General features: G+C 69.9%; 10 protein-coding genes and 1 pseudogene. 6 read left to right on the top strand and 5 right to left on the bottom strand.

The genetic code is table 11. From position 1 onward, the window contains the following. Window positions 1–315: 315 nt before the first annotated feature. Together ACZ63F_RS24685 and ACZ63F_RS24680 are read right to left on the bottom strand one after the other, a co-directional pair. Window positions 316–504 (bottom strand): annotated as a pseudogene (locus ACZ63F_RS24685) (transposase); the annotation flags it as partial. Between the two features lie 412 nt (window positions 505–916). Next, complete coding sequence (locus tag ACZ63F_RS24680; RefSeq protein WP_469713763.1) at window positions 917–1,861, bottom strand: cupin domain-containing protein; 945 nt, start codon at window positions 1,859–1,861, stop codon at window positions 917–919. A gap of 446 nt (window positions 1,862–2,307) precedes the next feature. Here ACZ63F_RS24680 and ACZ63F_RS24675 point away from each other — a divergent pair, with 446 nt between their 5' ends. Then, window positions 2,308–2,844: a carboxymuconolactone decarboxylase family protein gene (locus ACZ63F_RS24675; RefSeq protein ID WP_469713761.1), complete on the top strand. Its 537-nt coding sequence runs from the start codon at window positions 2,308–2,310 to the stop codon at window positions 2,842–2,844. Between the two features lie 243 nt (window positions 2,845–3,087). Beyond that, window positions 3,088–3,972, top strand: coding sequence for an MBL fold metallo-hydrolase (locus ACZ63F_RS24670; RefSeq protein WP_469713759.1), 885 nt, complete (start codon window positions 3,088–3,090; stop codon window positions 3,970–3,972). Between the two features lie 150 nt (window positions 3,973–4,122). Here ACZ63F_RS24670 and ACZ63F_RS24665 read toward each other — a convergent pair whose 3' ends face one another. Next, window positions 4,123–7,836 carry a S8 family serine peptidase gene (locus ACZ63F_RS24665; RefSeq protein ID WP_469713758.1) on the bottom strand — a complete coding sequence of 1,238 codons (3,714 nt, stop codon included), beginning with the start codon at window positions 7,834–7,836 and terminating at the stop codon, window positions 4,123–4,125. Window positions 7,837–8,443: 607 nt separating this feature from the next. Between ACZ63F_RS24665 and ACZ63F_RS24660 the strand changes: the two genes are divergently transcribed. After that, window positions 8,444–9,592, top strand: coding sequence for a serine hydrolase domain-containing protein (locus ACZ63F_RS24660; RefSeq protein WP_469713757.1), 1,149 nt, complete (start codon window positions 8,444–8,446; stop codon window positions 9,590–9,592). Window positions 9,593–9,830: 238 nt separating this feature from the next. Here the strand turns inward: ACZ63F_RS24660 and ACZ63F_RS24655 are convergent, their stop codons facing one another. Further along, a complete protein-coding gene (locus ACZ63F_RS24655; RefSeq protein WP_469713756.1) occupies window positions 9,831–10,556 on the bottom strand; it encodes a zinc-binding dehydrogenase in 726 nt (241 codons plus the stop codon). Window positions 10,557–10,641: 85 nt separating this feature from the next. Between ACZ63F_RS24655 and ACZ63F_RS24650 the strand changes: the two genes are divergently transcribed. Together ACZ63F_RS24650 and ACZ63F_RS24645 are read left to right on the top strand one after the other, a co-directional pair. Continuing rightward, window positions 10,642–11,397, top strand: a complete 756-nt coding sequence (locus ACZ63F_RS24650) for an IclR family transcriptional regulator (protein ID WP_469713755.1) — start codon at window positions 10,642–10,644, stop codon at window positions 11,395–11,397. Between the two features lie 98 nt (window positions 11,398–11,495). Further along, window positions 11,496–12,812, top strand: coding sequence for a PP2C family protein-serine/threonine phosphatase (locus ACZ63F_RS24645; RefSeq protein WP_469713753.1), 1,317 nt, complete (start codon window positions 11,496–11,498; stop codon window positions 12,810–12,812). Window positions 12,813–12,935: 123 nt separating this feature from the next. Here ACZ63F_RS24645 and ACZ63F_RS24640 read toward each other — a convergent pair whose 3' ends face one another. Continuing rightward, on the bottom strand, window positions 12,936–13,361 hold the full coding sequence (locus tag ACZ63F_RS24640; protein ID WP_469713751.1) for an ATP-binding protein: 426 nt from the start codon (window positions 13,359–13,361) through the stop codon (window positions 12,936–12,938). Window positions 13,362–13,560: 199 nt separating this feature from the next. On the opposite strand from ACZ63F_RS24640, the gene ACZ63F_RS24635 reads away from it, so the two are divergent. Further along, on the top strand, window positions 13,561–14,328 hold the full coding sequence (locus ACZ63F_RS24635) for an IclR family transcriptional regulator (RefSeq protein ID WP_352360757.1): 768 nt from the start codon (window positions 13,561–13,563) through the stop codon (window positions 14,326–14,328). The last annotated feature ends 8 nt before the right edge of the window (window positions 14,329–14,336 follow it).

Raw genomic sequence — 14,336 nt, 5'->3', positions numbered from 1 at the left:
GCCGAGAACGGGGGAACCCGGCCCCCACCGAAGCCACCACTCTGCCCCTCCCCCCCCCCCCCCCCCCCCCCCCCAACCCTCTCCTCCCCCCCCCCCCCCCCCCCCCCCACCAAGAAGGATCGAGGCTAGACGCCGTTTCTTTTGGTGACAGCACGACGAGCCGTGGGCTGCCACAGTGATCGGTATGGAGCTGCCTCCCGACACCGTCCTCATCTTCGATCGCGACGAGACTCGAAGACGAGCAAATCCCAGAAACAGGGGCAGCCCGTTCCGGTCCGTGATCAGGTGGATTTTCGATCCGGGCCAGGCCGGCTCGAAAACCGGCGGCAGTCGGCGCCAGGTACAGCCTGAGGTGGCCACGAAGATGATCGCCGCCAGGGTCTCGCGGCCACCCGCCCGCCGCCGCCCCCCGTCCTGCGCGCGTCATACCTCCGTCGGTGGAGCTACCCGCCGAAACAACACCCACAACTCATCTGGAACCAGTCGCTCAACCAGGTCCGTCATGGACGGCTCAACGAACTGTCACGCCAAAACAAACGGCGTCTCAGTCCACGCAGCCGCATCCATGCTGTCCCGCGAACGGGAAGTCTGAGTGGGTAGTGCATCTAGTCGCGCTACCTGAATACGGCTTGCCCTCCCGATGCGCGCGGGAGGGCAAGCCCAGGAGGTGCCGCACGCGCGGGCTCCGTGCTGAGACGGGGTGCAGGCACACCGCCGGCCCGAGGAGCGCGTCGGTCCCGCCGGCCGGTGTCGTGTGCGAGGAACGGGGCCAAGACGCCTGCCGGAGAGGATCATGGTCGCGGAAGGCTTTTTCCTCCCTCGCCGGCGCGGAGGCTGAGAAGCTCGCGACTGCGGATACGGGACTATGACGCCACCCCGGTCATGGAAACCTGTCGTCAAGCACCGGCCGCTTTCGTCACGTCCTGATTCCACGGAGATTCCTCTCTCGTCGAACCTGGTCGCGCCGGAACTCGGCGGGAGACATTCCGACCTCGGACCGGAAGACGCGAGAAAAGGCGGACTCGGATCCGTATCCGACAAGGCCAGCGACCGTGGCGACCGTGTCTCCAGTAGATGACAGGATATCCGCCGCCGCCATCACGCGCGAGCGTGCGAGAAAGGCACCGACTGTCATTCCGGTCTCCCTCGTGAAGCGTCGCAAGAAAGTCGCTCGAGACATGGCTGCGAGCTGCGCGAGCCGCGTGATGGACCAATCATTTCCCGGACTTTCCAGGACTGCCTGCACAACTTTTGCGATGTGAGGATCCGATGTCGCGGTCCACAGGGTTTCTCCGGTCGCGGATCCCCGGGCAGAGCGAAGAACCATGGCAAGAAGCACAGTGGAAAAAGCGGAGAGGATCACCGACGTCCCCGGCCCTCTGTTTCCGGCCTCGCTGCGCATGAGTTCGCTGAGGGTTCGCAGCATTGTGTCAGTTTCAGCGGAAGCACCGAATGAAACATGAACGGGGTCTGGGAGCGTTCGGAGCAAAACGGCGCCGGCTCCGGGATCGAACGCATAGTGCCCACAGAACAAGTCGATCACGGGATGTCCGTCGTCCGCACTGTGCGTAGTGATGAACGAATCCTGCTCTACCTCGGCCGTCGGAACCTCAGGATATCTCCCTGGAGTGATAACCCGGTGTGCCGCCCCGCTGGGGATCAGCACGAAATCGCCTGGCTTCATATCCAACAGCGTATTGGACACTTGCAGCCGGCATTCCCCTTCCAGGAGCACGTGGAACTGCGCTTCGAGGAATTGCCGCTTGCCTACGTCCATCCTGGTGGCTGCGCCCAGCAGGCACCGCCTGTCGAGCGTCGCAGTGACCTTTGCCAGGCGAAGGAGATGACTTACCGAATCCATCGTGTGCGTCTTTCGGAGTACGAGACGGTGTCCCGAGTGGCGATCTTCTCCGCAGCGGAGCCATTGACGCTCGGAGCGGGGCGGACGGTGGGGCCGGCCGCCCGAGTTGGAGCGGTGGTCGACCGGTGCAGCTGTCCTTCCGCTCCCGGCACACGGATCTCGCGCCGATCGACGAGCGCGCCGTGTTCAAGGCCTTCGTGCAGGTGCGGAGGACGAACGCGCAGGGTGGCTTCTACCGCTGACGTTCCTAGTGTCGCAAGCGCCGGCTCGCCGGAGGTTCTCCGTCCGGGGCATGTCCGGTGAGCTGCTGAGCCTTCCGCGTGCGCCTTCGTCTTGAGACGTTCGAGCCGAAAACTGATCCTGAGCAGCCTGTCTGTCGCATCCCGATCCACGCAGACTCGAGTCAGCAAGGCGAAGCCGCCCCTAAAGAAGGAGCAACAATGACCATGCTCATGCCAGTCACGCCGGACGAGGCGGCCGGCGAGGTCGCGGACCTCTATACCCGGATGCGCAAGACCATCGGCGCCATCCCGAACATGGCCCAGTACATGGCCGGCAGCCCGGCCGTTCTCAAGGCATGGCTGGCGCTGGCCGGAGCGCTGAACGAGGGTGTCCTGCCGCCGGCCGTCCGCGAGCGGCTGGCTCTGAGCAGCGCCGAGTACAACCGGTGCACCTACTGCCTGTCGGCCCACAACTTCCTCGCGAAGAACGTCACCAAGATGGACGAAGCCGAAATCTCGATGGCCCGGGACGCCGCTTCGAGCGACCCTCACACGGACGCCCTCCTCAAACTCTCCGACGCCATCTCCCGCGGCCGCGGATCCGTCGCCGACGAAGACGTCCGAGAGGCCCGGGACGCCGGTGTCACGGACGCGCAGATAGCCGAGGTGATCGGCAACATCGCGCTCAATACCCTGACCAATTACTTCAACCGGTTCAACGACACCCCCAACGAGTACCCCGAGCTCGTCACGCCCCGGTAGGAACCCGCCTCACCCTCACAGGCATTCCGGTGGATTGCACGCGGCGGGCCGCTTCTCACCAGAGGGCGCGTATCCCCGTGCATAGTACGTTGCCCCGGGGAGTCGACGGGGCCCCTCGTCCGTCGCCCCATGCAGCGTGATGCGGCGAAGGGCCTCGCTCCCGGGACACCACTCGTACCTCGCGTGACTCCTGTCGGCGGGCACACATCTTTTTCGATCAGTCAGCATGTCAGAGGAGGAACAATGCAGCAGAAGAGCAAGCCGTTCGAACTGGCTGACGTCACCATGCGCGCACGGTCAATCGGTGACAATGTGTACGCCGTCATGGCCGCGGACGTCGACGAAGCTGACCACACGGCGACGAATGCCGGCTTCGTGGTCGGTGAATCGGGTGTTCTCGTGATCGAATCGCTGAGCAACGGCCGTCTGGCTTCACAGGTGATCGGCGAAGTTCGCAAGGTCACCCCCAAGCCCATCCGGTTCCTGGTGAACACCAGCTTCCACGGCGATCACTGCTTCGGGAACTTCGCCTTCCCCGCCCAGACGGTGATCATCCATCACGAAGCGACGAAGCGCACCATCGACGAGCGTTTCGAGCAGGACCGGGAGTTCATGATCGGATTGCTCGGCGCGAATGAGGGCATCGAAGAGGTGGTGCCCCGCTCGGCGGACATTACGGTGACCGAATCATGCTCCGTCGACCTGGGAGGTAAGCATGTGGACATCGCCTATATCGGCTTCTGCCAGACAGAGGGCGATCTCGTCGTCCGCATCCGAGAAGACAACATCATTTTCGTCGGCAACGCCCTGCAGGCCCCGCCGCCGGCATTCCCCTGGCTGCTCGACGGGCGAGTAGCCGACTCGCTCGCCACTTATCGGCGCCTGTACGAGATGCTCGACGACGACACCCTGATTGTTCCAGGCCACGGTGGGACCATGCACCGCTCGGACATTCTGCACTCGATCTCGTACATCGAACGTCTGACGAGCTTGGCGCGAGACGCGAAGGAACAGGGCATGTCGCAAGAGCAGATCCGAGAGGCGCTGGCGATGGAGGAATACAGCCACTACAGCATGTACGACTTCATCCACTTCAACGTCAACATTCCTGCGGCCTTGGCGGAATGACTTACAGTCATGTCCGAACAGCGCGATGAGCGCGTCCAGCAGGCTGCTCTCCCGCACGGCCGCGGCCCCGAGCAAGCGCCGCGCGGGTGGGGCCGCCGGCTGCGGTCCCACCCACGCGGTGCTGTCCCGGGCGACCTGCCGGGGGTGACGTCAGCGCAGGCCGAAGGCCCGGGTGATCGTCTGCGAGACGGTGTTGCCCGCGCTGTCCCGGGCGCCGACCCGGAGGGTGACGAAGTCGGCGGACCGCGGCGCGCGCAGGTTCGTCCGCCAGCCGTCGTCGCACCGGCTCGGGTCGGTCCGCTGCCAGGTCGCACCGTCGTCGTACGACACCTCGACGGTCGGCTTCCCGATCGTGGCGGTGGTGCCCGGCAGGTGCGAGGCGGTCACCGTCAGGCCGGCGTGCCGGTCGGCACGGCCGGACGTGTCGGTGTCCACTGCGTAGTCGAGCTGGATGAGCGGCAGGGACACCGCCGCATCGCTGCCGGTGACCGCGGAGGTGAAGTCCCACTCGGTCAGTGTGTGGGTCGAGTACGGGTCGGCCCAGGTGCCGCGGTCGTTGTCGAGGACCAGCCGGTAGGGCAGGCGCTCGGCGCCGAGGCCGGGAACCTGCAGGTACTCGGCGTTGCCCCAGTCGAGCTGCTGGTCGCCCTGGTAGAGCGACATCCAGTCCTTGACGTCGAAGTTCGCGCCGGCCTCGCCGACGTGGCCGGACCCCGAGTCACCCCAGCCGGGCGCGGTGATGTACATCGTGTCGAGGTAGCGCACCGGCTGGTAGTTGATCGGTCCCATACGGGGCCGCTGGATCGGGCCGAACCAGCTGACCTTTCCGGTCCTGCCCGCCGGGTACGTCAGCGGGTCGATCGAGTGCTGCCCGGTCTCGCCCTGGATGAAGGCGTCGTCGAGCCATGTGGTGCCGGCGGTGACCCAGTCGGTGCGCTCGCCCTGGGCGGGCGCCGTGAGCTGGTTGCCGACGGCCCAGCCGCGCCAGACGTCCGGACGGAACTCCATCGCTTTGCCCTGCCGGTAGTTCCGGAAGGAGACGTTCACCCGGCCGAGGTCCTTGGACTCCTCACGCCAGGTCGGGTCCGCCGGAACGGCGCCCGTCCAGTGGTGCACGACGTCGTAGACGTAGTCGGTCGTGGGGTGCGAGGTGACCTTCAGCGAGACCGCGCCGTGCCGAAGCCGGCCGAGCAGGTCGGCTCCCTGGTCGGCGTTGAGCGTCGCCACCGTCACCGGGGCCGGGCTCTCCGGGCTCCAGGGGTTCTCGTCCCAGGGCTGCAGGCGGCCGACGCCGTCGTTGACGACCAGCAGTAGCCGGGCGCCGGCGGCCGCGGCGGCCTCCGCCTGGGCCTTGATCCCTGCCGTGCCGGCGCCGCGCACCACGACGGCCTTGCCGCGCACGTTCTGCCGCGCGAGCTCCTCGGCCGTGCCGTCACCGGCGAAGAGCGCCGTCAGGTTCCGGGTACCGGCGGGCAGCGGCGTGGCAGCGCGCTTGACCAGCGGGTCGTTGAAGGTCGTCGACTTCGTGCTCACGGTCAGCGCAGGCTGTTCGAGGCGGAAGCGGGCGCCGGCCTCGAACTCGCCGTCGGTGACCTTCTTGCCGGTCGGGAGCGCCCAGATGCTGTCGTACGACGGATCCGGCAGCATCGACGTCTCCACCAGGCTGTCGGTGAACGACCGGTGGGCATCCAGGCGCGGCGCGACGGCGGTCGTCTGCTGCGGCACGCGCGCCAGGATCCGGCGTGCCTTGCGGCCGTCCAGGGTGACGGTACGGTCCTGGTCGAGCTTCACGTCGTTGAAGGCGAGCAGCACCATGCCGCGCGAGTGTGGACCTTCGGCGCCCTGCACGTCACCGGTGAGCCAGCCGCTGTAGCTGCCGACGGGCAGCCGCGCCGTGCCGGTGCCGGACGCGTCGAGGTCCAGCACCGTGAAGAGGTGCTCGGCGGTCAGGACGACCCGGCCCTCCAGCGGCTTGCCCGAACGGTCCTTGGCGACCACGGTCAGATTCTGCCGCTGGCCCTCGCGGGCCGCGCCGATCAGGGTCCGGGCGCGGACCGTCCCGGAGCCGTCCGTACCGGTGATCATGGCGCTGACCGACTGGTCGCCCGCCAGCTTGTCCAGGGCCGCGGTCAGCGTGACCGCGGCGGTGCCGTGCGCGGGCACGGTGACATGGTCCTCGGAGAGGCTGAACAACCCGGCCGGGACGGTGCCGTCGACCGCCAGGCTGAGGCCGGCCGGGGCGTCGCCGACGTTGGTGTACGTCACCGTCTGGACGTCGGTCTCTCCGGGCTTCGGGGGCCACGTGTGGAAGCCGGAGTAGGCGGTCGTGGTGGCGAAGACCGTGGTGTGCACGGCCGCCAGCGCGTCGAGCCGGCCGGCGCCCGCCTGGTACGGGGTGTACGCCGTGGTTGCCCTGGCGCTGCTGACCAGCGCCTCCTTGAGCTGGGTGCCCGTCCAGTCGGGGTGCTCGGAGGCGAGGAGCGCGGCGGCACCGGCGACGTGCGGCGTCGCCATCGACGTGCCGCTCATCGTGGTGTAGTAGCCGGAGCCGCGCTTGTAGTGGGAGCGCGCCGCGACGATGTCGACGCCCGGCGCGGTGATCTCCGGCTTCAGCCCGCCGTCGCCGTCACGCGGGCCCTGGCTGGAGAAGTCGGCGAGCGTGTCGGTGGAGTCGACGGCGCCGACGGTCAGCGCGGAGTCTGCGGCACCGGGGCTGCTGATGGAGTGCGGGCCGCCGTTGCCCGCCGCGATCACGAACAACGCGCCCGTGTCGTGGCTGAGTTCGTCGACGGCCTGGCTCATCGGGTCGGTCTTGTCACCGCTGCCGCCCAGGCTCATGCTGATGATCCTGGCCTTCTGGTCGCGGGCGGCCCACTCCATGCCCGCGATGATCCAGGATTCCTGACCGCTGCCCTCGGAGTCGAGCACCTTGCCGACGGCCAGCCGGGCGCCGGAGGCGACACCCCGCTCCTTGCCGTCGGAGGCACTGCCCGTGCCGACGATGGTCGAGGCCACGTGCGTGCCGTGGCCGTTGTAGTCGGCGATGTCGTCCTCGCCGGGGACGAAGCTGGCGCTGTCGGACACCTGCCCGACCAGGTCCGGGTGTTCGGTGTCCGCGCCGCTGTCGAGCATCGCGACCTTCACGCCCTGGCCGGTGTCGCCCTCCGCCCATACCTTCTGCGCGCCGATCTGGGCGGTGGAGTCGGCCAGGTCGGCCTTCACCTTTCCGTCGAGCCACACGTGGGCGACGCCGCCCGCGAAGGACGGCTTCGCGGACCGGGCCGCCGCGCCGGCACCCCCGGTGAGCGAGGACCAGAACTGCGGTGCCTGCTTGTGGTTCTGGGCGAGGGCCGCGCCCTGGATGCTGTCCAGGCGCCGGACGTCGGTCGAGCCGGCCATCTTCGTCCGGGTGCGGGCCTTGGCGGCGGCTCCGGTGTAGCGCACGATCAGCGGCAGCCGGGAGCTGTGCGCGTCGTCATAGCCCTCGCTGATCAGCCGCGTCACGTTGAAGAGTTGCTTGTCGAGTTCGCCGGCGCTCACGTACGGCAGGGCGGCGTCGGGGTAGACGTAGGTGGCGCCGTCCACGACAACGCGGTGGAAGCCGGTGGTGGCTCCGCTCGCGGCCTGGAAGGAACGTACGACGGTGCCGTCGGCGGCGGTCCCGATGGTGACCTTGTCACCCGTGATCAGGGTGACGGTGTGCGTGCCGGCCTCGCCGGGGGTTCGGTGTCCGGCGTCGTTGTGCGACACCTCACCGGCGGAGTACGTGGACACAGCGGCAGTCGCCGGTAGGACGCCGAGTGTGAGCGCGGCCGCCACGGCGAGGGCGATCGGCCCGGGCCGGGGGATGGGAACCTTGGGCAAAGAAGACTCCTGAGACGCGGCGAAGAGCGGAAGATCACTGGATCCTCTGGCCTCCCCCACCGCCGTTCAAGGGGTCGCACATGTCGCTCTTGCGCCATGGCTCAGTTGCGCCGCGAGCAGGCGGCGTCGTGGGCGCGCGTCCGGAGGACGGCTTCGGACCGCCCCATGAATTCGGCGTGAGGGACGTCAACGGCGTCGCGCACTTCGTGCGCCCGAACTACGTTTGCGGGCTGGTCCCTTCCTGGCTGGGTCGCGCACGGCTGCGCGTCGCTGCGGGCGGGGTTGCGCTGATCACCGACAGCCTTCTCCTCCTCGCTCAGCGGAGCCGAGCGGCGGGCGGGTGGATCGCCACGGTGATGATCTCGGTCTTCGTCGTCGCGCATCTCGATGGGCTGGCCCGAGGAGCGGCTCAGCGGCCGCGTCCTGCGCGCGGGTTGGCCGCGCAATCGTCAAGGTGCTTCTCAACCTGGCCTACATCGGTCGGGCCGTCGCTGTGGTCATGGCGGCGGCAGCCAGAGGGCTCCGGCCACCAGACCTGTCGACGCCGATGATTCCCGGCCCGTGCGGGAGTCTGTCTTTCGACAGCAGTTTTCTGGAAGGCGGACTCATGACGGCCCTGCGCGACTTGCTCGAAGCCCACGTCGGTGCCGGTACTCTCCCGGGAGCGGTGGGCCTCGTGGCCCGGGGTGACCAGGTCGAGGTGGTGGCGGTCGGCGCGCAGGACGCCGGCGACGGCGTTCCGATGGCGAGGGACTCCGTCTTCCGGGTCGCCTCGCTCACCAAGTCCGTCACCGCCGCCGCACTGCTGATCCTTGTGGAGGAGGGCAGGATCGCGCTGGACGACCCGGTCGGGACGTGGCTGCCGGAGCTGGAGAAGCCGGTGGTCGTACGCACGCCGGCGAGCCCGGTGGACGACGTGGTGCCGGCCGACCGGCCCATCACCGTGTTCGACGTGCTGGCCTCCCAGGCCGGGTACGGATTCCCCTCCGACTTCACACTGCCGGCGGTGCAGGAGTTGTCCACGGTGCAGAAGGACGGCCGGGTGCCGAGCAACTTCCCGCCGGCCGACGAGTGGATGGCGGCGCTCGGCCGCATCCCACTGCTGTACCAACCGGGCGCTGCCTGGCTGTACGACACCTGCTCCGTCCTGCAAGGGGTACTGATGTCGCGGGTCACCGGACAGCCGCTGCCGGAGTTCCTGACGGAGCGGATCTTCGGGCCGCTGGGCATGGTGGACACCGGATTCGAGGTGCCGGCGGCCAAGCGGGGCCGGTTCACCAGCTTCTACAGGCCAGGCGACGGCGGCAGCCTGGAGCTCGCCGACGGCCCGGACGGCGAGTGGAGCAGCCTGCCCGCGCTACCTCTCGGCAGTGGCGGGCTGGCCTCGACCGCCGACGACTGGCTGGCCTTCTGCCGGATGTTGCTGGCCGGCGGGGTGGCGGCCGACGGTCGGCGGGTGCTGTCGGCCGACTCCGTGCGCAGGATGACCACCGACCATACGAATCCGGCGCAGCGCGACATCGGCCGGCTGTTCCTTGAGGGCCAGGGCTGGGGCTTCGGCGGCTCGGTCGACATCGACCGGACCAACCCGTGGAACGTGCCCGGCCGTTACGGCTGGGTCGGCGGCACGGGCACAGCGGCGCACGTCGTCCCGGCCACGGGTGCGGTCACCATCCTGCTGACTCAGGTGGCAGCGATGGGGCCCGTGCCGGCACCGGTGATCAGGGAGTTCTGGCGGTACGCCGCGGACGCCTGACACACGCATCTCACGCCAGCGGCTCCAGACGATCCCGCAGCTCATCGGGCACGATCCACGGCGAGGAATGCCCTGTGTCATGGCTGCGGCACATGCGGCTGGCCCAGACAGTTCCAGGCGATCTCCGCGGGGGACAGGCGGGGACAGGCGGAGTACGTCCCGGGTACCTTCCGGGATGAGTACGGTCCGGACTCGATCGTCGATCGACCGTCGACGGCGTCAGGCGGCCGGGCCCTTCTCATGCCACCTGGATGACGACCTTGCCCGAGGTGTGACCGTTCTCGACGGTGGCGAGGGCGGTCGGGGCGTCGGTGAGCGGATGGGCCGCGGTGACGACGGGTGCGAGGACTCCGTCGAGGGCCAGCCGGGCCGAGCGCTCCAGGTTCTCGCGGGCGATGCGACGCTCGACGAAACGCCCGCCGAGATCGGGCACAGACATGTCACCCACAGCGATGACGTTGCGGGGATCCCGGGCCAGCGGAGCGACCGTCCGCAGCGAGGTGCCTCCGACGAGGTCGACGATCCTGGCGAAGCCGTCCGGAGCCAGCCCCCGTGCCGCGGCGGCGACGTCCTCGGCGGTGTAGTCGACGAACCGCACCCCGATGGCCTCGGCGTGCTCGCGTTCGGCGGTACTCCCGGTGCCGATCACACGCAGCTCGCGAGCGACGGCCAGCCGGGCGACGGTGGGGCCGACCCCGCCCCCGACCTCGTTGACCAGGACCGTGGCACCGGCCGGGAGGCCGAGCTGGTCGAGCACGTCCACCGCGGTCGTCCCGGCCACTGGCAGCGTCGCCGCCACGGTCGCGGACAGGCCCTCCGGGATGCGGGCGGTGTTCGGCGCGGACAGCACCGTCGTCTCGGCGTAGGTGCCGCCACCGGTGAGCGCGAAGCCGCAGACCGCGTCACTCACCTCGATCCCGTCGACGTTCTCACCCCGGGCGAGAACGGTCCCGGCTGCCTCCATGCCCAGCACGCGGGGGCACTGAGTCCCGAGCGGTCCAGGCCCCCGCGTCTTGCCCGCCCCGGGGCGTCGGGGGCACGCTGGTGGCATGAGCGTTCACGAGCCCACGCTCATCATGTCGGTGCAGCGTGCCTTCCGTCTGCTGGAGGCGGTGAGCGCACACGAGAACGGTGCGCCCGCGAAGCAGCTTGCGCGCGAGACGGGCCTGCCCCTGGCCACCGCCTACCACCTGCTGCGCACGATGGTCCACGACGGGTACCTGCGGAAACTGGCCGACGGCGGCTTCGTCCTCGGTGACAAGCTGGGGACCCTGCACGCCACGGGTCACAGCCAGGCACTGCTCAGCCGGGTCCGGCCGACCCTCGCCGCGCTGCGGGACGAGCTGGGCACCGCCGCCTACCTCACGTTCTACGAGGACGGCGAGATCAGTGTCGCCGAGATCGTCGACGGCCCCCGCACACCCCGGGTCGACCTCTGGGTGGGGTTCGAGGACGCGGGGCACGCCACCGCGCTGGGCAAGTCCGTCCTGCGCGAGCTGGACGAGGAGGCCCGCCGTGACTACCTCTCCCGGCACGATCTCGCCGACCTGACGCCACGCACCATCACCTCCCTCCCGGAGCTGCTGCGGAGCCTCGACGCCGCGCCCCTGGCGCCGGCCGTCACGGACCTGGAGGAGTACGCACTGGGCACGGTGTGCGTGGCCGTGCCCATCTATCGCGGTGACGTCCTCGGCTCGCTCGGCGTCTCCCTCCCGGCGGAACGGCTCTCCCGTCTCCCTGAGGTCAGGGCCCGGCTGATACCGATCGCGGACCGCGTGACCCGGGGCCTCTCGCTCACTATCTGAAATCCCTCTCCTTGTGGCTCGCCGACCGAACCTCTTTCCTGGATGAAACGGATAAGTCGGACCTAAGGGTCGCTTGGGTGAGGATTACGGGCAGAGACATGAGGCAGGCGCGAGACCATGGTGGCAACCACTGGCCGTTGCGGCCGCTCAGGAAGCCGGGGACCGGTCCTGGGACGCCGGTCCCCAGGCGGGCCTTCTCCCAGCTGGCCGCCGGAATGCCCGTCGCACCCGTTCTGATCGTCCTGGGCATCGCCCTCGTCGACGTCGTCGGCGGGTCGGGGATGTTCTGGCTGCCGCTGCTGGCGGCGGGGCCGGCGCTCGCCGCCAGCACCAACGGACACCGGGGCGTCCTGTGCGTCGGGTTCCTGGCCGCGGTGCTTGGCGCGACCCTGGGGGCCCGGGAGGCGGGTTCGGGGCGCGAGCTGGCGGCCGTACTCTCGGCGCTGGTGGCCGTCACCCTGGCCAGTGCTCTGGCCAGCGCGCTGCGCGGCCGCCGGGAGCGGGTGCTCGCCGCCGTCCGCTCGGTCGCGGAGGCCGCCCAGCACGCCGTCCTCAAGCCCATCCCGGAGACCGTCGGCCCGTTCCGGGTGGCGGTCCGCTACAGCGCGGCGGCGGCCGAGGCCCGGATCGGCGGCGACCTGTACGCCCTGGTGCCCACCCCGCACGGGGTCAGGCTGATCGTCGGCGACGTACGCGGCAAGGGGCTGCCGGCCGTGGAGATCGCCGCCCTGGTCCTCGGCGTCTTCCGCGAGGCCGCCTACGACGAGCCCGACCTGCTCGCCGTCGTCGCGCGGATCGAGCGGAGCCTGGCGCGCAACCTCGGCCCCGACGACTTCGTCACCGCGATCGTCGTGGGGCACCCGCGCGCCGGCCAGCTCGAAGTGGTCAACTGCGGACACGCGTCGCCGCTGCTGATCACCGCGTCGCAGGGCGTCACCGCGGTCGAGGCCACCCGCCCCGCTCCGCCGCTCGGCCTGCGCGTCCTCGTCGACGAGCCGCCCTGCCTGGAGATCCTGCCCTTCGCCGAAGGCGACCAGCTGCTGCTCTACACCGACGGGGTCATCGAGGCCCGCGACCGGGCCCGCGAGTTCTATCCGCTGGCCGAGCGGGTGGCCCGCCATGTGTCCGGCGACCCGGAGCACACCCTCTCCGCGGTCCACGACGAACTGCTCGCGCACGTGGGCGGGCGGCTGCACGACGACGCGGCGCTGCTTCTGCTGCGCATGCAGGACGGGGCGGAAGCGGTTCCGACCGCGTCGGAGGAAGAGGAAGGGGGGACGGCCGCCGTCCGGGAACCGGAGGGGCGTGGCGACCACGAGTCCGTCCCGGTGGTGTCCCGCACCCGGTCCGTCGCGTTCGACGCGGACGGGGGACGGCGGTTCGCCGGCGTGTTCTCGTCGGGCGCCGGCCGCTGAGCGCTCCGCCGAGCGCTCCGCTGGAAGGGCCGTTACGCGTCGGCTGCCGAGCTGCCGTCTGCGGCGCCGTCGTGGCTGGTCGCGCAGTTCCCGCGCCCCTTCGGGGCGCTCACACCGGGGCGCTCACACCGAGACGAGGTCGGCCCAGCGGGTGACCGCGCCCGGGTGTGTGTGGATGCCGTAGCGGGTCGCCAGGGCGTGGACGATCTCCTCGCCCCGGCCGTGCTCGTCCGGGTCTATCCCCGCGAGCGGCTCTCCCGCCGTACGCGCGGGCCCCGAGTCGGTGACCTCGATGCGCAGCGTGCCGAGACCGGCGTCGCGCGTCCAGGACAGCCGCAGCACCGCCGGGGGCAGTGCGTGGACGATCGCGTTGGTCAGCAGTTCCGACACCACCAGCAGCGCGTCCTCGACGACGTCCGGGGAAACCTGCCAGGCGGCCAGGACCGCGCCGGCCCGGCGGCGCACGTCCGGAACGGCACCGGCGACGGGCGGCATCGGGAAGACGCATTCGCTTGCCCCCCGCACCCGCGTGTTGAGCTGTACCGCCATCTCGTGTCTCCAGAAGTCAGTTCCACAGGACCCGCCTCACGCACCTCGGTGCGTTGCCAGGCCTCTCAGCACGCTAAAGAGCCGCGCGGGGTCGGTCAATGAACGTGGGTCGGCATTACCGAACGCGGCCTTGGTTCCGGTGCCGCGACGGCCCTCCGTACGCACGGCAGACGGTCCGAGACGGTAATAAGCTCGTTTCATGACCGGTCCGGTCCAGTCGATCGAACGGGCGGCCGCGATCCTGCGCCTGCTCGCCGGCGGACCCCGCCGGCTCGGACTCGGAGAGGTGGCGGCCTCCCTCGGGCTGGCCAAGGGCACCGCCCACGGCATCCTGCGCACGCTCCAGCACGTGGACTTCGTGGAACAGGACGCGACGACGGGCAAGTACCAGCTCGGGGCCGCCCTGCTGCACCTCGGCACGAGCTATCTCGACGTCAACGAGTTGCGGTCCCGGTCCATCAACTGGGCCGACGCCCTGGCCGCCCGCAGCGGTGAGGCGGTGCGCCTGGGCACTCCCCTGGAGGGGATGGTCCTGGTCGTCCACCACGTCTTCCGGCCGGACGACACCCTCCAGACCCTGGACGTGGGCGCGCTGCTGCCCCTGCACGCCTCCTCGCTGGGCAAGGTGCTGCTGGCCTACGGCACCGCGACCGTCGACTCCGCCGTGGAATCGGGGCTGGACGCGTACACCCGGCACACCCTGGTCACCCAGGAGCAGCTCACCCGGGCGCTCGCCGAGGTCCGCGAGACGGGCTGGGCCGTCGAGGTACAGGAGATGAGCATGGGCGAGGCGGGGCTCGCCGTGCCGATCCGGGGGCACGGCGGCCTCGTCGTCGGCGCCATCGGGCTGTCCGGCCCCGTCGAGCGGATCTGCGACAGCCAGGGCCGGCCCCGGCCCAACCTGATCACGCTGATCCGGGAGGCCGCGAGAGCGATCTCCCGGGATTTGGGAGCCGCCCGCTGGTAAGCCCCCTC

The organism is Streptomyces sp. NPDC104761 (genome assembly GCF_055583445.1).
Note: the sequence above shows the minus strand (reverse complement) of the source record. Positions and strands in the feature narration are given on the sequence as shown.